23 protein-coding genes and 2 riboswitches are annotated in these 20,715 nt (G+C 69.3%); of the genes, 17 read left to right on the top strand and 6 right to left on the bottom strand.

Going from position 1 to position 20,715, the window contains the following annotated elements:
- The 4 genes from ACTWQJ_RS22380 to ACTWQJ_RS22365 all read left to right on the top strand — a co-directional run.
- Positions 1 to 1,093: Ig-like domain-containing protein (locus ACTWQJ_RS22380; RefSeq protein WP_443308391.1), on the top strand; the 1,093-nt coding region annotated here is incomplete at its 5' end.
- Between the two features lie 188 nt (positions 1,094 to 1,281).
- Positions 1,282 to 2,529, top strand: a complete 1,248-nt coding sequence (locus ACTWQJ_RS22375) for a L,D-transpeptidase (RefSeq protein ID WP_443308390.1) — start codon at positions 1,282 to 1,284, stop codon at positions 2,527 to 2,529.
- Between the two features lie 186 nt (positions 2,530 to 2,715).
- Positions 2,716 to 3,483, top strand: a complete 768-nt coding sequence (locus ACTWQJ_RS22370; RefSeq protein WP_129800477.1) for an enoyl-CoA hydratase/isomerase family protein — start codon at positions 2,716 to 2,718, stop codon at positions 3,481 to 3,483.
- Between the two features lie 296 nt (positions 3,484 to 3,779).
- Positions 3,780 to 4,283 (top strand): ATP-binding protein, encoded by a 504-nt coding sequence (locus ACTWQJ_RS22365; RefSeq protein WP_165396360.1) that lies wholly within the window; start codon positions 3,780 to 3,782, stop codon positions 4,281 to 4,283.
- Between the two features lie 13 nt (positions 4,284 to 4,296).
- On the opposite strand, the gene ACTWQJ_RS22360 is transcribed toward ACTWQJ_RS22365, so the two are convergent.
- Positions 4,297 to 4,935 carry a GNAT family N-acetyltransferase gene (locus ACTWQJ_RS22360; RefSeq protein ID WP_443308389.1) on the bottom strand — a complete coding sequence of 213 codons (639 nt, stop codon included), beginning with the start codon at positions 4,933 to 4,935 and terminating at the stop codon, positions 4,297 to 4,299.
- Between the two features lie 55 nt (positions 4,936 to 4,990).
- On the opposite strand from ACTWQJ_RS22360, the gene ACTWQJ_RS22355 reads away from it, so the two are divergent.
- From ACTWQJ_RS22355 to ACTWQJ_RS22345, 3 genes are all read left to right on the top strand, one after another.
- Positions 4,991 to 5,905 carry a MerR family transcriptional regulator gene (locus ACTWQJ_RS22355; protein ID WP_443308388.1) on the top strand — a complete coding sequence of 305 codons (915 nt, stop codon included), beginning with the start codon at positions 4,991 to 4,993 and terminating at the stop codon, positions 5,903 to 5,905.
- 50 nt (positions 5,906 to 5,955) lie between these two features.
- Positions 5,956 to 6,168, top strand: coding sequence for an EF-hand domain-containing protein (locus ACTWQJ_RS22350; RefSeq protein WP_129800690.1), 213 nt, complete (start codon positions 5,956 to 5,958; stop codon positions 6,166 to 6,168).
- 83 nt (positions 6,169 to 6,251) lie between these two features.
- Entirely contained in the window at positions 6,252 to 7,007 is a 756-nt protein-coding gene (locus ACTWQJ_RS22345) for an NADPH-dependent F420 reductase (RefSeq protein ID WP_443308387.1), read from the top strand.
- 53 nt (positions 7,008 to 7,060) lie between these two features.
- Here ACTWQJ_RS22345 and ACTWQJ_RS22340 read toward each other — a convergent pair whose 3' ends face one another.
- A complete protein-coding gene (locus tag ACTWQJ_RS22340; protein ID WP_443308386.1) occupies positions 7,061 to 7,618 on the bottom strand; it encodes a glycoside hydrolase family 25 protein in 558 nt (185 codons plus the stop codon).
- Between the two features lie 344 nt (positions 7,619 to 7,962).
- Between ACTWQJ_RS22340 and ACTWQJ_RS22335 the strand changes: the two genes are divergently transcribed.
- The 5 genes from ACTWQJ_RS22335 to ACTWQJ_RS22315 all read left to right on the top strand — a co-directional run bounded on the left by ACTWQJ_RS22335 (position 7,963) and on the right by ACTWQJ_RS22315 (position 10,032).
- Positions 7,963 to 8,355: a peptidase inhibitor family I36 protein gene (locus ACTWQJ_RS22335; protein WP_443308385.1), complete on the top strand. Its 393-nt coding sequence runs from the start codon at positions 7,963 to 7,965 to the stop codon at positions 8,353 to 8,355.
- Between the two features lie 38 nt (positions 8,356 to 8,393).
- Positions 8,394 to 8,642, top strand: coding sequence for a hypothetical protein (locus ACTWQJ_RS22330; RefSeq protein WP_443308384.1), 249 nt, complete (start codon positions 8,394 to 8,396; stop codon positions 8,640 to 8,642).
- Positions 8,643 to 8,770: 128 nt separating this feature from the next.
- Positions 8,771 to 9,025, top strand: a complete 255-nt coding sequence (locus ACTWQJ_RS22325; protein WP_443308383.1) for a hypothetical protein — start codon at positions 8,771 to 8,773, stop codon at positions 9,023 to 9,025.
- A 14-nt stretch (positions 9,026 to 9,039) separates the two neighbouring features.
- A complete protein-coding gene (locus tag ACTWQJ_RS22320) occupies positions 9,040 to 9,393 on the top strand; it encodes a NucA/NucB deoxyribonuclease domain-containing protein (RefSeq protein ID WP_443308382.1) in 354 nt (117 codons plus the stop codon).
- A gap of 132 nt (positions 9,394 to 9,525) precedes the next feature.
- The gene (locus ACTWQJ_RS22315) at positions 9,526 to 10,032 is read left to right on the top strand and encodes a hypothetical protein (RefSeq protein WP_443308381.1); all 507 of its coding nucleotides are present in this window, start codon (positions 9,526 to 9,528) and stop codon (positions 10,030 to 10,032) included.
- A gap of 12 nt (positions 10,033 to 10,044) precedes the next feature.
- On the opposite strand, the gene ACTWQJ_RS22310 is transcribed toward ACTWQJ_RS22315, so the two are convergent.
- The 4 genes from ACTWQJ_RS22310 to gcvT form a co-directional block, all read right to left on the bottom strand.
- Positions 10,045 to 11,412 (bottom strand): L-serine ammonia-lyase, encoded by a 1,368-nt coding sequence (locus ACTWQJ_RS22310; protein ID WP_443308380.1) that lies wholly within the window; start codon positions 11,410 to 11,412, stop codon positions 10,045 to 10,047.
- Between the two features lie 81 nt (positions 11,413 to 11,493).
- A complete protein-coding gene (glyA, locus tag ACTWQJ_RS22305) occupies positions 11,494 to 12,771 on the bottom strand; it encodes a serine hydroxymethyltransferase (protein ID WP_443308379.1) in 1,278 nt (425 codons plus the stop codon).
- Between the two features lie 14 nt (positions 12,772 to 12,785).
- Entirely contained in the window at positions 12,786 to 13,163 is a 378-nt protein-coding gene (gcvH, locus tag ACTWQJ_RS22300) for a glycine cleavage system protein GcvH (protein WP_129800467.1), read from the bottom strand.
- 140 nt (positions 13,164 to 13,303) lie between these two features.
- The gene (gene gcvT / locus ACTWQJ_RS22295) at positions 13,304 to 14,422 is read right to left on the bottom strand and encodes a glycine cleavage system aminomethyltransferase GcvT (RefSeq protein WP_443308378.1); all 1,119 of its coding nucleotides are present in this window, start codon (positions 14,420 to 14,422) and stop codon (positions 13,304 to 13,306) included.
- A 34-nt stretch (positions 14,423 to 14,456) separates the two neighbouring features.
- Positions 14,457 to 14,565: riboswitch (glycine riboswitch) on the bottom strand.
- A riboswitch (glycine riboswitch) is annotated at positions 14,566 to 14,665 on the bottom strand. It lies immediately after the preceding riboswitch.
- Between the two features lie 245 nt (positions 14,666 to 14,910).
- On the opposite strand from gcvT, the gene ACTWQJ_RS22290 reads away from it, so the two are divergent.
- The 5 genes from ACTWQJ_RS22290 (at position 14,911) to ACTWQJ_RS22270 (ending at position 20,645) form a co-directional block, all read left to right on the top strand.
- Positions 14,911 to 15,579 (top strand): AAA family ATPase, encoded by a 669-nt coding sequence (locus ACTWQJ_RS22290; protein ID WP_443308377.1) that lies wholly within the window; start codon positions 14,911 to 14,913, stop codon positions 15,577 to 15,579.
- A 68-nt stretch (positions 15,580 to 15,647) separates the two neighbouring features.
- Positions 15,648 to 16,454: an enhanced serine sensitivity protein SseB gene (locus ACTWQJ_RS22285; protein WP_443308376.1), complete on the top strand. Its 807-nt coding sequence runs from the start codon at positions 15,648 to 15,650 to the stop codon at positions 16,452 to 16,454.
- A 177-nt stretch (positions 16,455 to 16,631) separates the two neighbouring features.
- Positions 16,632 to 17,429 (top strand): enhanced serine sensitivity protein SseB C-terminal domain-containing protein, encoded by a 798-nt coding sequence (locus ACTWQJ_RS22280; protein ID WP_443308375.1) that lies wholly within the window; start codon positions 16,632 to 16,634, stop codon positions 17,427 to 17,429.
- A gap of 341 nt (positions 17,430 to 17,770) precedes the next feature.
- Positions 17,771 to 18,778 carry an ABC transporter permease gene (locus ACTWQJ_RS22275; RefSeq protein ID WP_385513652.1) on the top strand — a complete coding sequence of 336 codons (1,008 nt, stop codon included), beginning with the start codon at positions 17,771 to 17,773 and terminating at the stop codon, positions 18,776 to 18,778.
- Between the two features lie 70 nt (positions 18,779 to 18,848).
- On the top strand, positions 18,849 to 20,645 hold the full coding sequence (locus tag ACTWQJ_RS22270; RefSeq protein ID WP_443308374.1) for an ABC transporter substrate-binding protein: 1,797 nt from the start codon (positions 18,849 to 18,851) through the stop codon (positions 20,643 to 20,645).
- Positions 20,646 to 20,715: the final 70 nt, after the last annotated feature.

The following is a 20,715-nucleotide window of genomic DNA, read 5'->3' as shown; positions in this document are numbered from 1 at the left end:
CGTCATCAGCATCTCGCCGGACGACGGCAGCAAGGGCGTCCGCCCCGACGAGACGCTGTCCGTACGGGTGCCCGGCGGACGCCTGGAATCGGTCGACGTCGTCAAGTCCCAGGACGCCCAGGAGACCCCGGTGCCCGGCCGCATCTCCGCGGACGGCCGGCGCTGGACACCCGACGACGAGAAACTCGCGCTGGCCGCCGAGTACACGGTCCATGCGGTCGCCCGGGACTCCGACGGCCGCCGCTCGGCCCGGCACGCCACCTTCACGACGTACGTCCCCGAGGAACGCTTCATCGCGTACGTCACCCCGGAGAACCGCTCCACGGTCGGCACCGGCATGATCGTCTCCCTGGAGTTCAACCGGGAGATCGACAACCGCGCCGCCGTCGAACGCGCCGTCCACGTCAGCGCGAAACCGGCCGTCGAGATCCGCCCCCACTGGTTCGGCAAGGGCCGCCTCGACTTCCGCCCCGAGAAATACTGGCGGCCCGGCACCCAGGTCACCGTCGCCCTCCGCCTCAGGGACGTCGAGGGCGCGCCCGGCGTCTACGGCGTGCAGTACAAGACGGTCACCTTCACCGTCGGCCGCAGCCAGTACTCACTCGTCGACGCAGCCGCACACACCATGGAGGTCAGCCGGGACGGCGAGCTGCTCGGCACGGTGCCGATCAGCGCCGGGGCACCGAAGACGACGACGTACAACGGCAAGATGGTGGTCACCGACATGCACGAGGTGACCCGGATGAACGGCGCCACCGTCGGCTTCCGCAAGCCCGACGGCAAGAGCGAGTACGACATCCCGGACGTCCCGCACGCCATGCGGCTCACCGACTCCGGCACCTTCCTGCACGGCAACTACTGGGCGCCGGCCGACGTCTTCGGCCGGTCCAACGTCAGCCACGGCTGTGTGGGGTTGCGCGACGTGAAGGGCGGCAGCTCGGACACTCCGGCGGGCTGGTTCTTCGACCGCACTCTCGTCGGGGACGTCGTCGAGATCGTCAACAGCAAGGACGACGTGGTCGCTCCCGACAACGGGCTGGGCGGCTGGAACATGGGATGGAATGCGTGGAAAGCGGGCAGTGCTGTGAAGTGACCCTTCGGCACGGCGGCTTGGCGGTCGCACAGGTTGTCGATGTTGGGACGGAACGGTGACACTCGTGCGGCGCCGACCCCCCTGGTCATGTGGTTAATATGCGCCGTGCGCGCGGGACGCGCGGGGGAGGCGGGTCCGACGAGGCCCGCACGAGGGCCCGGTCCGGGGCCCGTTGAGGGGAGAACAACTTGAACGTGCGACCGATATCGGGGGCTTCGGTTGACGCGCGCGGGGGGCGCGGACGCAGGCGGCTGCCGGCGTTGATCGCCGGCGCGCTGCTGCTGGCCGTGACGGCGTGCGGCGGCTCGGACTCGGGCTCAGGAGCCGCGTCCGGTGGCGGAAAGGGCAAGGGGGCCGCCACGGCTGAGAGCAAGCAGTCCGAGGCAGCCGTCACCATAGCCCCCGAGGACGGCGCCAAGTCCGTCGACACCAGCGGCGCCCTCAAGGTCACCGCAGCCAAGGGCAAGCTGACCGAGGTCGTCGTCAAGGACGCCAAGGGCACCGAGATAGCCGGCGAGATATCCAAGGACGGCGCCACCTGGACGCCGTCCACCCATCTGGCCTCCGCCACCAAGTACCAGGTGCACGCGGTCGCCGAGGACTCCGCCGGCCGGGAGAGCGCCGAGGACTCCGACTTCACCACCCTGACGCCGCAGAACACGTTCATCGGCCACTTCACCCCCGAGGACGGCTCCACGGTCGGCGTCGGAATGCCCTTCTCCCTGAACTTCACCCGGGGCATCACCAACCCCGAGGACGTCGAGAAGGCGATAAAGATAAAGACCGAGCCGGCCGTCGAGGTCGAGGGCCACTGGTTCGGCAACGACCGCCTCGACTTCCGGCCCGAGAAGTACTGGAAGGCCGGCACCAAGGTCACCGTCGACCTCAATCTGAACGGCGTCGAGGGCCGCCCCGGCGTCTACGGCGAGCAGGCCAAGACCGTCTCCTTCACCATCGGCCGCAACCAGGTCTCCGTGGTCGACGCCAAGAAGCTCACGATGAAGGTCATGCGGGACGGCAAGGTCGTCAAGACCATCCCGGTCACCACCGGCAAGGCGGGTATGGAGACCTGGAACGGCCAGATGGTCATCAGCGAGAAGCACGTGGTGACCCGGATGAACGGCGAGACGGTCGGCTACGGCGGCGAGTACGACATCAAGGACGTCCCGCACGCCCTGCGCCTGACCACCTCCGGCACCTTCCTGCACGGCAACTACTGGGCCGGCGGCGCCTTCGGCAGCTACAACGCCAGCCACGGCTGCATCGGCCTGCGCGATGTGCGCGGCGGCTGGGACAAGGGCGCGCCGGCGGCCTGGTTCTTCAACAACTCGATGCTCGGCGACGTGGTCGTCGTCAAGAACTCCAACGACCGGACCGTGGACCCGGACAACGGGCTCAACGGCTGGAACATGTCGTGGGAGAAGTGGAAGGCGTAGACATCTTCGGCCGACGTCTTCGGGAGACGTCGTCAGCGGACGGCCCCGGTGTGACGTATGGCGCCGGGGCCGGTTGCCGTTGGTCCCCGTGCTGTGCCTGCCTGGGGGACAACCTCCAGACCCCCGGCCGAGTGTGACCGACCGCACCGGACCCGGTAGCCGTTAGTCCCCGTTAACCTGACCTGCATGACCGTGAATCTTGAAGTCGCCGAAGGTGTCGGCACCCTCCGTCTCGACCGCCCGCCCATGAACGCGCTGGACGTCGCGACGCAGGACCGGCTCAAGGAACTCGCCGAAGAGGCCGCGCGCCGCGAGGATGTGCGCGCCGTGGTCGTGTACGGCGGCGAGAAGGTGTTCGCGGCCGGCGCGGACATCAAGGAGATGCAGGCCATGGACCACACCGCGATGGTCCTGCGCGCCCGTGCCCTGCAGGACTCCTTCACCGCCGTCGCCCGCATCCCCAAGCCGGTCGTCGCCGCCGTCACCGGCTATGCGCTCGGCGGCGGCTGCGAACTCGCCCTCTGCGCGGACTACCGCATCGCCGCCGACAACGCCAAGCTGGGCCAGCCGGAGATCCTGCTCGGCCTGATCCCCGGTGCCGGCGGCACCCAGCGGCTGGCCCGGCTGGTCGGCCCGTCGAAGGCCAAGGACCTGATCTTCACCGGCCGTATGGTGAAGGCCGACGAGGCGCTGACGCTGGGCCTGGTGGACCGTGTCGTCCCGGCGGCCGAGGTCTACGAGACGGCGCACGCATGGGCGGCGAAGCTGGCGCAGGGTCCGGCGCTCGCGCTGCGCGCGGCGAAGGAGTCGGTCGACACGGGCCTGGAGACCGACATCGAGACCGGACTCGCCGTCGAACGGAACTGGTTCGCCGGGCTGTTCGCGACGGAGGACCGGGAGCGCGGGATGCGCAGCTTCGTGGAGGAGGGACCGGGCAAGGCGAAGTTCCTCTGAGTTCCTCCCGAACTCGCCGGGGAAACGCCTCTGAAGCACTTGCAATTGACGCGGTGTCTGATCTGGGTCCCTCGATGGGGCGGTTTATGGAAGCCTTAAGGCAACCTTAAGTCTGCCTTGTCGAGGGAGCCGGTCCTTTGCCATCAACCGACCCTTCTTCGCAGGTCGGAGGGGCTGCGAGCGGCTCCGAACTGCCAGCGGCATATGCCGAACAGATCGCCCGGAATGAGGTATTCCGGGGGGCGTATTCCTCAGGAACGGCCCCGGAGACCGTGCCGGGCGGCCATGATGGGGGCATGGCGGGGCTCGAGGGCATCGAACAGCCGCAGGGACGCGGCCGTGCGACTGTGGCGCGCTGGTCGCCCGCGGTCGAGGACGAACGGGCGCTCAAGGCGCTCGAGTTGTTCGGCAACCCGACAAAGGCGGAGGTTCCGCTGCCGTCCCGCCCGGAGTCCGCGGCCACCGCGCGCCGGCTCGCCCAGGTGGTGGTTCTACGCCACTGGGGCCTGCCCCCGAAGGTGACCGAGGACGCCGTCTTACTGGTCTCGGAGCTCGTCGGCAATGCCGTACGGCACACCGGCGCCCGGGTCTTCGGCCTCCGTATGCGCCGTCGGCCCGGCTGGATCCGCATCGAGGTCCGCGACCCGTCCCGGGGGCTGCCCTGTCTGATGCCGGTCCAGGAGATGGACGTCAGCGGCCGGGGGCTCGACCTGGTCGACAAGCTGTCCGACCGCTGGGGCGTCGACCTGCTGCCCCGGGGGAAGACGACATGGTTCGAGATGCGGGTGGTGGACCGCTGAGAGCGCAGCCGCGTCAACGAGTGAGGAACAGCGCCTCCGACCCCACCGGACGGTAACCGGCCGCCTGGAACGCCCGCAGGCTACGGGCGTTGCCCGCCGACACCTGGGCCCACACGGGCTCGCCCCCGGACAGCTGCCGGGCCGCCACCGCCAGCCGGCGACCCAGCCCCCGATGGCGTACCGCCTCCGCCACCTCCACCGCGACCTCCAGCCGCCCCGCGATCCCCCGCCCCAGGACGAGCACACCGCCGTCCGCAGCCCACACCCGCACGTCGTCACGCCGCCTGCGGGAACTGACGACCCGGGGATGGCCGGGGTCGACGATCTCCGTCAGGGCGAGGGACGGTCCGCCCGGGAGCGGTGAACCGACGGTCATCACGTCGATGGTGTCCGTCCCCCGCCCCGTACGCTCCATGAAGGCCGCATGGAACCGCGCGTTCATGGTCGCGGCGAGCCCGTCGCAGTCGACGACGGCCAGCGTGGCCCGCACCCAGTCCGGGTCCTCGTCCGTGAAGACGACGGAGTGCGCCGTGAAGGCGAGGACACCGGCGTCCCGGGGAGAGGGCTGGGGCACGATCGTCGTGCCGCCGTCCGCGGGCGGGAAGACGCCCCGCGCCGCCGCGTCCAGAATGTCCCGCAGAGTCTCCGCCACGAACGCGCCCCCGCTCCTTGAGTCTCCACCCACTGGAAGGCCCAGACTCACACACATGATCGACGACGGCACCGCACTTTTCACCATCGGCGAGCTGGCCCGGGCGACCGGGCTGACGGTCCGCACCATCCGCTACTGGTCCGACGAGGGCGCCCTGCCCCCGGTGACCCGTTCCGCGGGCGGCTACCGGCTGTACGACGCCGGGTCCGTCGCCCGCCTCGAACTGATCCACACCCTGCGTGAGCTGGGCCTCGGCCTCGACGACGTCCGCAAGGTGCTGGCCGGCGAGCGGACGGTGGCGGAGGTCGCCGCCGCGCACGTGGCGGCGCTGGACGCGCAGATCCGCTCTCTCAAGGTGACCCGCGCGGTGCTGTCGACCGTGGCGCGACGCGGCTCGACCGCAGAGGAGATGACCCTGATGAACAAGCTGGCACGGCTGTCTGCCGCCGAGCGGAGACGGATCGTCGAGGACTTCATGGCGGAGATCTTCGACGGCCTCGACACGGCCGACCCCGACATCCGCACCCGGCTGCGGTTCGCGGCGGCGGAGCTGCCCGACGACCCGACCCCCGAGCAGGTCGACGCATGGGTCGAGCTCGCCGAGCTGATCCAGGACCCGGACTTCCGGGCACTGATGCGCAGGATGGTCGAGTTCAACGCGGCCGACCGCGGACCGGAGGTCCCGGCGGGCACGTCCCTGTGGTTCATGAGCCGCTTGGTGCAGCTCGCCGGGGAGGCGCTGCGCAAGGGCATCTCCCCGGATGCCCCGGAGGCCGACGACGTCCTGCGCGGCCTGCTCGGCAACGCCGACCGGGCCGCCGTACTGGAGCGCCTGACGGCGGCGTCGAACGCGCGGGTCGCCCGGTACCGCGAGCTCTCCGCCATCGTGAACGGCCTCGAACGCCAGCCTGCGCACGAGGAGGAGTTCTCCTGGGTGGTCGCCGCGTTGCGTGCTCACCCGGACCGTTAATCTGACCTTCGTCAGCACGACGGACACAGCATGAGACGAGGGGCGAATCGGTGGCGGACATCGAGGAAGCGCGCAAGCAGTTCGAGCGGATCGACTCGGACGGTGACGGTGTGATCACCGCCGCCGAGTTCAGGACCGCTCTGACGCAGGAGGGCGACTGGAACGTCACCCAGGGGATCGCCGAGGCCGTCATCGCCAGCCGTGACCTCGACGGCGACAGGCGCATGTCGTTCGACGAGTTCTGGACGTACCTGAACAAGTGACACGGCCACGGCCACAGGGGCGCCCCTTCGCGACACGACGCGAGGGGGCGTCCTCGTCGCAGGACACCCTCCGTCGGCCGTAAGTGCCGTCACCCCTCTGCCGTATCCGCCGGAATAGCCGGGTTCGGCCCGGGGTTTGCCCGTCACAACGAGCATCCACCTCGGAAGGTCCTGTCATGAAGATCGGCATCATCGGCGCCGGCAACATCGGCGGCAACCTGACCCGTCGGCTCACCGCCCTCGGCCATGACGTCTCCGTCGCCAATTCGCGCGGCCCGCACACCCTCAAGGAACTGGCCGAAGAGACCGGCGCCACGCCGGTCAGGGTCGAGGAGGCGGCACGGGGCGCCGAGATCGTGGTGATCGCGATCCCGGTGAAGGCGGTCCCGGACCTGCCGTCCGGGCTGCTGGACGAGGCGGCCGAGGGCGTCGCGGTCATCGACACCGGCAACTACTACCCCAAGGAGCGCGACGGGCGGATCGCCGCGATCGAGGACGAGGGCCTCACCGAGAGCCGCTGGACCGAGCGCCAGATCGGCCACCCCGTGATCAAGGCCTTCAACGGCACCTTCGCCCAGGACATCCTGGAGCGCCCGCGCCCCGCCGGCGCCCCCGACCGCATGGCCCTCCCGGTGGCCGGCGACGACGAGGCGGCGAAGCGGAAGGTGCGGACCCTGATCGACGAGCTCGGCTTCGACACGGTCGACGCGGGCGGAATCGACGAGTCCTGGCGCCAGCAGCCCGACACCCCGGTGTACGGTCTGCGGGCCGGCCTCGCGGAGGTCACCGAGGCACTGGCGGCGGCCTCATCGGATCGGAAGCCGGAATTCCGCGCGTAGGACCTTCGCGCTCCGGGGTTTCCAGAGCCTGGTCGAGGGAAGGCCGGCTATCGTCAGGCGCCCTCGGCCCAGGTCCGGAGCGCGGCCCTGCTCGCGAAGTCGGCCACGTTCTTGTCGATCGGGTCGTCCGTGTACTGGTGGAAGCGCCACTTCGCCTTGATGCGGGGCTTGCCCGCCGTGACGTAGTCGGCGATCCAGAGGCCGTCACCAGTATATGACGTCGTGTCAATATTCAGCCAATAATGGCGGTTACAGTACAAAATGGTCCGATTGTCCGGTCGAAGTTCCTTCACCTTCTTGATGAAGCGGTCCTTCTCCGCGTTGCTCGCATGAGTGCCGTCGCCGGTCGTCTCCCAGTCGACGGCGAGGATGTCACCCGGTCTGTCCGGGGCCTTGCTGACGAAGTACTCGGCCTGGGCGGTGAGGTTGCCCGGCCAGAGGAAGTGGTAGAAGCCGACGACGAGTCCGGCGTCACGGCCGCGCTTGGTCTGGGCGGACAGCTTGGGGTTGACGTACGAACGGCCCTCCGTCGCCTTGATGAAGACGAAGGAGAGCCCGTCGGTGTCGTAGGCGGAGGACTGGTACGAGCTGACGTCGATGCCGCGCAGCATGCGGGGGCTCCCGAAGTGTGAGTGGGGGGACGGGAGTTGATGATGCCCCGTTTGATTGAGATCCGAACGTCAGCACTCGATGATGTTCACCGTCGGCCCGCCCCACCCCGCGCCGTCTCCTTCTAATTCGCGCTGTCAACTTTCTTTGGTCTGAACGGAATGCGTATAGACATCGAATGTCGAACGCATGGGCAGTTCACGCACTGTGGCGCATTTTCCCCTTGGGGGCGGACCCGCTCCAGCTCTACTTTTGCGTTCTGTGTGCACGGTGTTCAGACCGAAAGAAGTGGATGAAATTGAGAAAATTGAATTCGCGAACTCGGGCCGTGACCGTGGGCGTTGCCGTGGCCGTCGCAACCGTCCTGGCTGCTCCGACCGGCGCCCAGGCGAGTGAGGTCGCACCGCCCGTGAGCAAGGCCGAGCTCGCCCGCGCTGCGGCGGTCTGCCCCAGCGGGTACGTGTGCTTCTGGACCGGAGCGAACTTCACCGGCTCCAAGTGCCAGTGGGATGTTGCGGATCCCGACTGGCAGGCCGGATCCATCCGCTGTTCCTGGTCGGCGACCCATAACGTCAAGTCGGTTTTCAACGCCGGCACCTCCAGTGCGACCGGCGTGGCCTACTACAGCGGCGCCAACTACCAGAACCGGAAGGGCTGCACCCGTCAGCAGCACGGCGGCAATCTCGCCGGTACCTACAAACTCCGTTCCCACCGCTGGATTTCCGGGTCCTGCGGCTGAGCTGCCGTCCCTCCGACCGAACAGGAGGACACACCTGCATGGACGGGAGATTATCCAGCAGGGCGCGCGCGATCATCGCCGTCGTCCGCGCGGCCCTGCTGGTACCACTGGGGGCCACCGCTCCGGCAGGAGCCGCCACCCCCGAGCCGAAGAACTCCGACGCCGACGTGCGAGCCGTCAAGCTCGGCAAGCCGGAGAAGGTCGAGGCTTTCAAGAGCGAGACCACACCGCGGAGCTGGATCCGCGCAACCGTTGCCAGTGGCGGCAGAGGGTCGAACTGCGCCTGACCGACCCGTCCACGCCCGCGGCGTACGCGGTCACCGGCCGGGTCGGCTACGACTGCAACTACTGCGACGTCGACGAGTCCGGGCCGCAGTTGCCGGCCCCGGGCACAACACGGACGTATGACTTCACCGTGTTGTCGCCCGGCCGTCAGCTGGTCAACGACAGCATCATCCCGTACGCAACCCTGGACGGACCCGGCTTCGACGAGGGCTCCGCCTGCATCGGCGAGGTGTTCCGCCCCCGCTGCGACAACACGCCCCGCGTCACCCCCGCCCGATTCGGCGGATGTGCCTACCCCGATGTGCCGCCGATCTGGCAGGTGTCCGTCCGCAACCCCCATGTGACGCCGTCGCCTGGCACATCGGCTGGGCGCAGCGGAACCTGAACCAGCCCTGGGGTGTGCTCGGTTCCCGGTATCCGCTGCACCGGCCCTTCGACCAGGCGCTGCAGACCGCCAACCGGAACGTGGCGTGCGGCCCTGACGTGCCTCGCCCGCCCAACCGTCCCGACCTGTCCTGCGACGAGTACCCCTTCGCCCAGACGTACGAGGGCGCCTCGCGGAACCCGGACTACTCGTGCCACTTCCTCGACCGGCAGGACAACTCCCGTGAGGAGTCGCTGCGCAGGGCGTTTCTCAACAGCCTGCGGACGCTGGAGAACGACGCGTTCTACGTGGAGGTGACGGGCAAGGAGTCCGCGACCGCCCCGGCGCCACCGTCGGCGAGGGGTCCGGTCGGCTGCGGCAGCGACTGAAGAACCCAGGCGTTCCAGGGAGATCACGCGACCGGCGTTCGCAGATGACCTGAACCGGTCGCAGACGAGCGGGGCCAGGCCCACCATGGGTGTGGCCCCGCTCCGTCGTGATCCGTTGTGAAGAGAGGACACATGGCTCAGTTGATACAGGCCGCCAGCAGCAGCGTGCACGTGGACGCTTCTACGGTCGACCTGGTCGACGAGGACCTGGCGGTGGAGTTCGAGCCCGACTGGGCGGACACCGGTCTGGTCGCCGCGGCCCCGGACGGGGGTGTGGCGCGCGTCCTGTGCGGGCAGGAACTCGGCACCGTCATGGTCACCGCGCAGCTGTGGGACGGCGCCCCGCCACCGGAGCCGGAGGACTGGCAGGACGTGGGGGAGGTGTCCGTCGCCTGGCACGGCAGCCTGCTCGACTTCGGCACCACGGGTGGGGGCGACGACCCCGCACGGCAGCTGCACCTGCCCGGCCCGGGCGACTACCGGCTCCGTGTCCACGGACGGCACCGCGACGACGGTGACCCACGCGAACCCGACGCCCCCATGGAGGAGTACCTGATCCAGATGTGGCCCGCCCCGCACTCCGCGCCGCAACTGATCAAGGCGACCGGTGAAACCAGTGCCCTGTGGCGGGAAGAGTGACCGACGGTCCCCTCAGCACTCGATGATGTTCACCGCCAGCCCGCCCCGGGCTGTCTCCTTGTACTTGACCGACATGTCCGCGCCGGTCTCCTTCATCGTCTTGATGACCTTGTCCAACGACACCTTGTGCGAGCCGTCCCCGCGCATCGCCATGCGTGCCGCCGTGACGGCCTTCACCGCGGCCATGCCGTTGCGTTCGATGCAGGGGATCTGGACCAGGCCGCCGACGGGGTCGCAGGTGAGGCCGAGGTTGTGTTCCATGCCGATCTCGGCGGCGTTCTCGACCTGTTCGGGGCTGCCGCCGAGCACCTCGGCGAGCGCGCCCGCCGCCATGGAGCAGGCGGAGCCGACCTCGCCCTGGCAGCCGACCTCGGCGCCGGAGATGGAGGCGTTCTCCTTGAAGAGCATGCCGATGGCGCCCGCGGCGAGCAGGAAGCGGACCACGCCGTCCTCGTCGGCGCCCGGCACGAAGTTGATGTAGTAGTGCAGGACCGCCGGGATGATGCCCGCCGCGCCGTTGGTGGGGGCGGTGACGACCCGGCCGCCGGCCGCGTTCTCCTCGTTCACGGCCATCGCGTAGAGCGTGATCCACTCCATGGCGTGCGCCAACGGCTCGCCCTCCGCCCGGAGTTGGCGGGCGGAGACGGCGGCACGGCGGCGTACCTTCAGCCCGCCCGGCAGGATGCCCTCGCGGGACATGCCGCGCGACACGCACGCCTGCATCACCCGCCAGATCTCCAGCAGGCCCTCGCGGATCTCCTCCTCGGACCGCCAGGCGCGCTCGTTCTCCAGCATCAGGGACGAGATGGACAGGCCCGTCTCCTTGGTCAGGCGCAGCAGTTCGTCGCCCGTGCGGAAGGGGTACTTCAGGACGGTGTCGTCGAGTTTGATGCGGTCCGCGCCCACCGCGTCCTCGTCGACGACGAATCCGCCGCCCACCGAGTAGTACGTCTTGGAGAGGAGTTCGGTGCCGGTGGTGTCGTAGGCCCACAGGGTCATGCCGTTGGCGTGGTAGGGGAGGGTTTTACGGCGGTGCAGGACCAGGTCGTCGTCGTAGGTGAAGGCGATCTCGTGCTCGCCGAGGAGGCGGATCCGGCCCGCGGACCTGATGTCCTCCACCCGCTGGTCGGCGGTCTCGACGTCGACGGTCCGCGGAGAGGCGCCTTCCAGGCCGAGGAGCACCGCCTTGGGTGTGCCGTGGCCGTGTCCGGTCGCGCCGAGGGAGCCGTACAGCTCGGCGCGTATCGAGGCGACCGAGTCCAGCAGGTCCTCGTTGCGCAGCCGGCGGGCGAACATGCGGGCCGCGCGCATGGGGCCCACGGTGTGGGAGCTGGACGGGCCGATGCCGATCGAGAACAGGTCGAAGACCGAGATGGCCACGGTGACTCCTCAGGACGGGGGTGGAACTAGGGCGGGGCACCGCGCTCACCTCCCAGTGTGCGCGGTGCCCCAGGAGGCGGGTTACTTCGTCAGGCCGGGGTACAGCGGGTGCTTCTCCGCGAGGGCGGCGACCCGGGCCTTCAGCGCCGTGGCGTCGGCCGCCCCGAAGGGAGAGGGCGCCTTCAGTGCCTCGGCGATGACGTCCGCGACCTCGGCGAAGTCCTCGGTCGTGAAGCCGCGGGTGGCCAGCGCCGGCGTACCGATGCGCAGGCCGGAGGTCACCATCGGCGGGCGCGGGTCGTTCGGGACGGCGTTGCGGTTGACCGTGATGCCGACCTCGTGGAGCCGGTCCTCGGCCTGCTGCCCGTCGAGCTCGGACTTGCGCAGGTCGACGAGGACCAGGTGGACGTCCGTACCGCCGGAGAGCACATCCACGCCCACGGCCTTCACGTCGTCCTTCACCAGGCGCTCGGCCAGGATGCGGGCGCCCTCCAGCGTCCGCGTCTGCCGCTCCTTGAACTCCTGAGAGGCGGCGACCTTGAACGCCACCGCCTTCGCCGCGATCACATGCTCCAGGGGGCCGCCCTGCTGCCCCGGGAACACCGCCGAGTTGATCTTCTTGGCGAGGTCCTGAACGGACAGGATCACACCGCCGCGCGGGCCGCCCAGCGTCTTGTGGGTCGTGGTCGTGACCACGTGGGCGTGCGGCACCGGATTCGGGTGCAGTCCGGCCGCGACCAGACCGGCGAAGTGCGCCATGTCGACCATGAGGTACGCGCCGACCTCGTCCGCGATCCGGCGGAACGCGGCGAAGTCCAGCCGGCGCGGGTAGGCCGACCAGCCGGCGACGATCAGCTTCGGCTTGTGCTCCTTGGCGAGGCGCTCGACCTCGGCCATGTCGACCACACCGGAGTCGTCGACGTGGTAGGGCACCACGTTGTACAGCTTGCCGGAGAAGTTGATCTTCATGCCGTGGGTCAGGTGCCCGCCGTGCGCGAGGTTCAGACCCATGATCGTGTCGCCGGGCTTGAGCAGCGCGAACATCGCGGCCGCGTTGGCCTGCGCACCCGAGTGCGGCTGCACGTTGGCGTGCTCGGCGCCGAACAGCTCCTTGATGCGGTCGATCGCGATCTGCTCGACCACGTCGACGTGCTCGCAGCCGCCGTAGTAGCGGCGGCCCGGGTAACCCTCGGCGTACTTGTTGGTCAGGACCGAGCCCTGCGCCTCCATGACCGCGACCGGCGCGAAGTTCTCGGAGGCGATCATCTCGAGGGTGGACTGCTGACGGTGCAGCTCGGCGTCGACGGCGGCGGCCACCGCCGGGTCGAGCTCGTGCAGCGGGGTGTTCAGTACGGACATACGGCTACGACTCCTCAGCCGGCGGTGTGGGCGGCGTACTCGTCGGCGGAGAGCAGGTCGGCCGGCTCCTCAGCGACGCGCACCTTGAACAGCCAGCCGCCCTCGAAGGGGGCGGAGTTCACCAGGGACGGGTCGTTCACCACGTCCTCGTTGATCTCGGTGACCTCGCCGGAGACCGGGGAGTACAGGTCGCTGACCGACTTGGTCGACTCCAGCTCGCCGCAGGTCTCGCCCGCGGCCACCGTGGAGCCCACCTCGGGGAGCTGGGCGTAGACGACATCGCCGAGCGCGTTGGCCGCGAACTCGGTGATGCCGACCGTCGCGACGCCGTCCTCGACGGCCGACAGCCACTCGTGCTCCTTGCTGTAGCGCAGCTGCTGGGGGTTGCTCATGGCCTGAATTCTCCTGTACGCGGGGGAGTGCTGGTGAATGGGGGACTGCTGGAATTGCGGGTGAGCAGGGAATATGTGCCGAGCGTCACGCTGACGTGGGGCTCGGTGGCTCCTTCTGGCGCTTCTTGCTTCTGGCGCTTCTATTTCTGGCGCTTGTAGAAGGGCAGCGCCACGACCTCGTACGGCTCGTGGCTGCCCCGGATGTCCACGCCGACCCCGGGCGTACCTGGTGCCGAGTGCGCGGCGTCGACGTACGCCATCGCGATCGGCCTGCCCAGTGTGGGGGAGGGGGCACCGGAGGTGATCTCACCGATCACGGCTCCGCCGGCGACCACGGCGTACCCGGCGCGCGGCACCCGGCGGCCCTCGGCGACCAGGCCGACCAGGAGGCGCGGCGGCTCGGAAGCGGCACGCTCGGCGGCCTCGGCGAGGGCCTCGCGCCCCACGAAGTCGCCCTCCTTGTCGAACTTCACGACCCGGCCGAGCCCGGCGTCGAAGGGCGTCAGCGAGGTCGACAGCTCGTGCCCGTACAGCGGCATGCCCGCCTCCAGGCGCAGCGTGTCCCGGCAGGACAGCCCGCACGGGACCAGGCCGACGCCCTGGCCGGCCTCGGTCAGCGCCTGCCACAGCGCGACGGCGTGCTCCGGCTGCACGAACAGCTCGAAGCCGTCCTCGCCGGTGTAGCCGGTGCGCGCGATCAGCGCGGGGACGCCGGCGACGGTGCCGGGCAGGCCGGCGTAGTACTTCAGGCCGTCGAGGTCGGCGTCGGTGAGCGACTTCAGGATGCCGGGGGACTCCGGACCCTGGACGGCGATCAGCGCGTACGCGTCCCGGTCGTCGCGGACGCCGGCGTCGAACCCGCCGGCCCGCTCGGTCAGCGCGTCGAGCACCACCTGGGCGTTCGAGGCGTTCGCCACGATCATGTACTCGGTCTCGGCGAGCCGGTAGACGATCAGATCGTCCAGAATGCCGCCGTCCGCCCGGCAGATCATGGTGTAGCGGGCGCGGCCGACCTTGACGCCGCCGATGTTCCCGACCAGCGCGTAGTCCAACAGGGCGGCGGCCTGCGGTCCGGTCACGGTGATCTCGCCCATGTGGGAGAGGTCGAAGAGCCCGGCCCGGTTACGCACGGCGAGGTGTTCGTCGCGCTCGGAGCCGTAGCGCAGGGGCATGTCCCAGCCGGCGAAGTCGGTCATCGTCGCGCCGAGCGAGCGATGCAGGGCATCGAGCGCGGTGCGGCGGAGTGCGGTACTGCTCATCGGTCGGTCTCCAAGGGCATGACGGGAAGGTCGTTCCTCCCCATCTGTCATCGGAACCTGAGAGGTTCGCCATGACCACTTGCTGGTCCTGGCTTGCACCTTGGGTGGGGCCACTGCACGCAGGGCCCGCTTTTCAGATGTGCCTCGCCCGCGCGGTAACGGGGCCTGAGAGATTCAAGGGAGGGACTTGCTCCTTCGGCGCCCCGACGGCAGTGCTGCCGGGGACTCTCCCGCGCGGATTCAAGCGGCCGGTATGCAGTTGGCGCGGCCATCATTGCATGCATCGGCCGGGTGCGGCAGGGTCACCTTGCCGGGCCTTTACCGGGCCCGCGAACAGCGGCCGCACAGATTCCGCACAGCGAGGCGGGGCATGCTGTAGCAGCGCTGTTGCAGGAAGGGGACGGAAACAGGAGACACCGAGCATTACCTTCTCTTTACACTCGACGGGGATGGGAACTCGTGAACCGCCCCAGGGGAGGACGATCACGGTGAACAGGACCACGGCGTACGCCACCACCTCGGGCCTCGCGCTGCCCAAGCAGCCGACCGCCCCGGCCAGGGAGGCGTGCGCTCCGCTGCCGTCACCCGTCGTCCGCGACCTGCGCGAGCGGGAGGGCCGCAGCCCGCACGCGCTGCTCTTCGGTCCCCGCGACCTCGTCGTGGTCACGGGCCTGCCCGGCAGCGGCAAGTCGACCCTGATGCGCAGGGCGGTGCGCGGACTGCGCATCGACTCCCAGGACACCCGCGACCGCTGGGACGGCCGCATGCCCGCCTGGCTGCCGTACGCGGTCTACCGGCCCCTCGTCCGCCTCGCCCACTACGCCGGACTGCGCCGCACCCTGCGCACCGGCGAGCCAGTCGTCGTGCACGACTGCGGTACACAGGCCTGGGTGCGCGCCTGGCTGGCCCGCGAGGCCCGCCGCCGCGGCGGCACCCTGCACATGCTGCTGCTCGACGTCACCCCCGAGCAGGCCCTGGCCGGCCAGCGCGAGCGCGGCCGCGGGGTCTCGCGGTACGCGTTCCTGCGCCACCGCCGGGCCGCCGGCCGCCTGGTGCGCCGCACGGAACGCGGTGACCTGCCGCACGGCTGCGGCGGCGCGGTCCTCCTCGACCGGGAGGCGGCGGACGCACTGCGCCGCATCGGCTTCGTGGGCTGAGGAGACCCGCCCCGTGAGGGGCGTTAGCCTTTCAGCCGCAGTAGAGGTACGGAGCAGGCGGTAGGCAGATGGACGACTTCCCGGCGGACTTCCCCCCGGACCTTTCCGGGGGTTTCCCGGCGCAGGCACACCCCCATCCGCACGGCGGATGGCCCGGCAACGAGCTGGAGGAGGTGCTGTCGGCCTCCCTCGGTGTGCCCTCGGCCGGCGGCCGGATCGTCGAGGTGCTGGGCCGCAGCTTCGTGTGGGTGCCGCTGCCGAACGGCGGCGGCCCGCACAGCGGCCCGCTCGACCTGCCCACGCTGGACATCGAGGGCCAGGCCTACGTGCCGGTCTTCAGCTCCGAGGAACAGTTCCGGCAGGTCGTCGGCTCCCACATGTCGTACACCGTGGCCCCGGCCGTGGAGTTCGCCCGCGGCCTGCCCCCGCAGGCGGGCATCGTCGTCAACCCGGGCGGCGTGGTCGGCATCCCGCTGCCGCCGCCCGCCGTGGCCGAACTGTGCCGGGCCGGGCGCACCCCGCTCGACGGGCTCACGAGCGGCGGCCGCGTCCGCCTCTTCGAACCCGACTGGCAGGACGACCCGGTCGACTTCCTCGCGGCGGCGTCTGCGGAGTTCGAGGGCATCGGCGTGGTCCTGACGGCCCGTCGCTGCCTGGCGGCGATCGAAACGGCGGACCCGGTGATGTTCGTAGGAGTCGAACTCTCCCAGTGGGAGGGCGATCTACGGGCAGCCCCCTTGGACGCCCTGGGCCGGGCACTGGGCAAGGTCCCCGTGAAGTGGCCGGTCAACCTGGTCCTCATGGACGTGGCGCAGGACCCGGTGGTCACCTGGCTGCGCGAGCGGGTACGCCCCTTCTACCAACGGGACTTCTGAACGCCCGTCAGACCAGCGCCCTCAGGGGCGCTGGTCTGTGTCCGATATGCGGCTCTGCAGTGTGGGCGCGACAAGCCACAACGAAAGCCGCACCCGCCGAACGGCAACCAGCCCCAAGCTCTTGGGCGCATAAGCTGGTTTCATACTCTGGGCGAACTCAGTGAAGGGGCGGTACAAGTGAGCGCCAGCGGCATCGCGGCCGGCCAGGTCGAGCACATGCTGCGCCAGGTGACGCCGGGGCGTTACGACGCCTACGAGGCACTGCTGCGCGCCCTCGCGACCCCGTCCTCCGGCCAGATCTGGATGCTGCTCTGGCACGGCCAGGCCGGCTCCCCGGACGCCCAGTACGGAAACATGGAGGTCGAGGGTTACGGCTACGCCCCGTGCGTCACCTCCGCCCAGGAGCTGTCGGCCAGCGGCTGGAACCGTTCCTACGAGGTCGTCGACGGAGTCGACGTCGCCCGCACCCTCTACCCCGACCACTACGGCCTCTGGCTGAACCCGCACGCCCCCGGCGGCGGCGTCGGCATCCCCTGGCTCGACCTGCGCCGGATCGCCACCGGACTGGACCGACAGCCGGCGGGTCCGCTGCGGCTGTCCGAACCCGGCATCCAGATCCCGCAGTTCTATGCCCTTTTGTCGCAGAACGCCCACCGCACCCCAGCCGTCCGCTCGTTGCGCCGCGCCTGGGTGCAGCCCGCGCTCGGGGCGCCGTATCTCGCCATCGGGCTGGATGTATACGACACCTCGCCGCCCGCTGTCGACTCGGTGCGCACGATGATGCAGCAGTCCATCGGCGCGGTCCCGGACGGGCTGCCGGTGTCGACCGTCGCGATGTCCGACGAGTACGACCCGGTGGCGATGTGGCTGCGCGCCAACGCCCGCCCCTTCTACGACCGTGAGGCACACGCCGCCGCCCCGGCCCAGGCGCCGGCGGCCGGGTACGGCTTTCCGCCGGCCCAGGGACGGTACTGACCGGAACCAGCCCCTGCTGCTCCTGCGGTCCGTACCAGGGCTTCTTCTTCGCGCGTAGACAAGGGCAGAAAGGAGCCCCTTGTCCCAATCGCTCCACTTGATCCCCGTCCGACCCCCGTTAACCACTGTCCGGATAACGGAAACCCCAGGACAGCATCACGGTTACGCATCCATTCACCGTCAAGTCTGGCAACAGATCGCCAAAGCGTTGAAGACTCCCGCTCCAGGGGTGTTCTTCCGCGTCTTCGTCCGGAGGGCGCCCCTGTGTACGACGGACTGATCACGCCGCTACAGCGGCAAGTGCGGGCCGGTTACCGCCGGTTGAGAGGGGTCCCTGCCAGATGACGGCACCATTGCACGAGCCGACCGCGGAAGCGGCCCCGAGTGCGGCCGAGGAAGCGGCGCTGGTCAGCGGCGACGCGAAGGCCGTACAGGGCCGGTCCTTGGGGCGGATCGCCTGGGAGCGCCTCAAACGCGACAAACTGGCCCTCACGGGCGGCATCGTGGTGCTTCTCCTCATCCTGGTCGCCGTGCTGGCACCGGTCATCACCGGACTGGTTGGGCAGGACCCCGAGGCCCACCACGAGGACCTGATCGACCCGCTCTTCGGCACCCCCATCGGCTCTTTCGGCGGCATCAGCGGCGAGCACCTGCTCGGCGTCGAACCGGTCAGCGGCCGCGACATCTTCGCCCGGATCGTCTACGGCGCCCAGATCTCGCTGCTCGTCGGCTTCCTGTCCGCCGTTGTCGCCGTCGTCCTCGGCACCGTGCTGGGCATCCTCGCCGGCTTCTTCGGCGGCTGGGTCGACTCCGTCATCAGCCGGGTGATGGACGGACTGCTGGCCTTCCCGCAGCTGCTGTTCATCATCGCGCTGGTCTCCGTCATGCCGAACGAGATGCTGGGACTGACCGGCACGGGCGTGCGCCTGTTCGTGATGATCCTGGTCATCGGCTTCTTCGGCTGGCCCTACATCGGACGCGTGGTGCGCGGCCAGACGCTCTCGCTGCGTGAGCGCGAGTACGTCGAGGCGGCCCGATCGCTGGGCGCCGGGCGGCTGTACATCCTCTTCAAGGAGCTGCTGCCCAACCTGGTCGCACCGATCATCGTCTACACGACGATGATGATCCCCACCAACATCCTCACCGAGGCGGCACTCAGCTTCCTGGGCGTGGGCGTCAAGCCGCCCACGGCCTCGTGGGGGCAGATGCTCTCGAACGCGATCGACTACTACGACTCGGACCCCATGTACATGGTGGTCCCCGGCGTGGCGATCTTCCTCACCGTTCTTGCCTTCAACCTCTTCGGCGACGGCGTGCGTGACGCGCTGGACCCGAAGGGCTCCCGCTGAACTGCCGTACCCCAAGCGACCCGTGGCCCAAAGCACGGGGTCTCTCATCTAATCCGGAGGATCCGAGATCGTGACTACCCAACGCACCTCAGGGCGGCGCAAGCAGGCCATGGCCGCTGCCGCCGTGGTCGCCGCGCTGCTGACCACGGCGGCGTGCGGCGGCGGCAACGGCGACGGCGACGGCGGCTCGAAGGACGGCGCGGCCGGTTTCGACGCCGCCAACAACAAGGTCGCCCAGGCCGACCTGGCCAAGAAGGGCGGCACGCTGAAGTTCGCGGGTGCCCAGGACGCCGACTCGTGGGACACCACGCGCGGCTACTACGGCTTCATGTGGAACTTCTCCCGCTACTACGCCCGCCAGCTCGTCACGAACAAGGCCGAGCCGGGCAAGGCCGGCGCCGAGCTGGCGCCCGACCTCGCCACCGGGCTCGCCGAGGTCTCCGACGACGGCAAGACCTACAAGTACACCCTGCGTGACGACGTGACGTGGGAGGACGGCAAGCCGATCACCTCCAAGGACGTCAAGTACGGCATCGAGCGCGTCTGGGCGCAGGACGTGCTGGCCGGCGGTCCGGTGTACCTGAAGGACGTCCTCGACCCCAAGGGCGAGTACCAGGGCCCGTACAAGGACAAGTCCAAGGACAAGCTCGGTCTGAAGGCCATCGAGACGCCCGACGACAAGACCATCATCTTCAAGCTGCCGAAGGCCAACTCGGACTTCGAGGAGATGCTGGCCCTGGTCTCGGCCTCGCCGGTGCGCCAGGACAAGGACACCAAGTCCAAGTACGGCCTGCACCCGTTCTCCTCCGGCCCGTACAAGTTCGAGTCGTACGAGCCCGGCAAGTCCCTGAAGCTGGTCCGCAACGAGAGCTGGAAGCAGTCCTCCGACCCGATCCGCAAGGCCTACCCGGACGCGATCACGGTCAACTTCTTCTCCAACGCCAATGACATGGACCAGCGCCTGATCAACGGCGACTACCACCTGGACATCAACCAGACCGGCATGTCCCCGCAGGGCCGCACCACCGCCCTGAAGGAGCACAAGGCCAACCTGGACAACCCGGTCTCCGGCTACATCCGTTACGCGGTCTTCCCGCAGAGCGTGAAGCCGTTCGACAACGAGCACTGCCGCAAGGCCGTGATCTACGGCGCCGACCACGTCTCCCTGCAGACCGCGCGCGGTGGCCCCATCGCCGGTGGTGACATCGGCACCAACATGCTGCCGCCGTCCGTGCCGGGCTCCGAGGGCCAGAAGTACGACCCGTTCGAGCTCGCCACCGCCAACAAGAGCGGCAACGTCGCCAAGGCCAAGGAAGAGCTGAAGGCCTGCGGTCAGCCGAACGGCTTCAAGACCACCATCGCGGTCCGCAACAACAAGCCGGTCGAGGTGGCCACCGCCGAGTCCCTCCAGGCCTCGCTGAAGAAGGTCGGCATCCAGGCCGAGATCGAGCAGTACGACGGCTCGCAGACCAGCGGCATCATCGGCAGCCCCTCCAACGTCGAGAAGAAGAAGTTCGGCATCATCATCATGGGCTGGGGCCCCGACTTCCCGACCGTCCAGGGCTTCGGTCTGCCGCTGTGGGACAGCAGCTACATCCTTGAGAGCGGCAACAACAACTACGCCCTGATCAAGGACAAGGCGATCGATGGCCTGTTCGACGACTACGTCAACACGCTGGACGACGCCGAGAAGGCCAAGATCGCCACGGAGATCAACCACAAGGTGATGGAGGGCGGCTACTACCTGCCCTTCGTCTTCGAGAAGTTCATCAACTGGCGCTCGAGCGACCTGGCGAACGTCTACACGTCCGACGGCTACAGCGGCATGTACGACTTCGTCAACCTCGGCCTGAAGTCCACGAAGTAACCGGCACACCTGCCGTACGGCACGAAAGGCAGGTGAAGGCCGGCGCGGCGTGGCCGCGGGCCACCGGAGG

Origin of the sequence: Streptomyces sp. KR55, from assembly GCF_052245645.1 — a bacterium.
Classification (GTDB): domain Bacteria; phylum Actinomycetota; class Actinomycetes; order Streptomycetales; family Streptomycetaceae; genus Streptomyces; species Streptomyces flavusporus.
The sequence above is the reverse complement of the archived record's forward strand: the minus strand, read 5'-3'. Positions and strand labels throughout refer to the sequence as shown.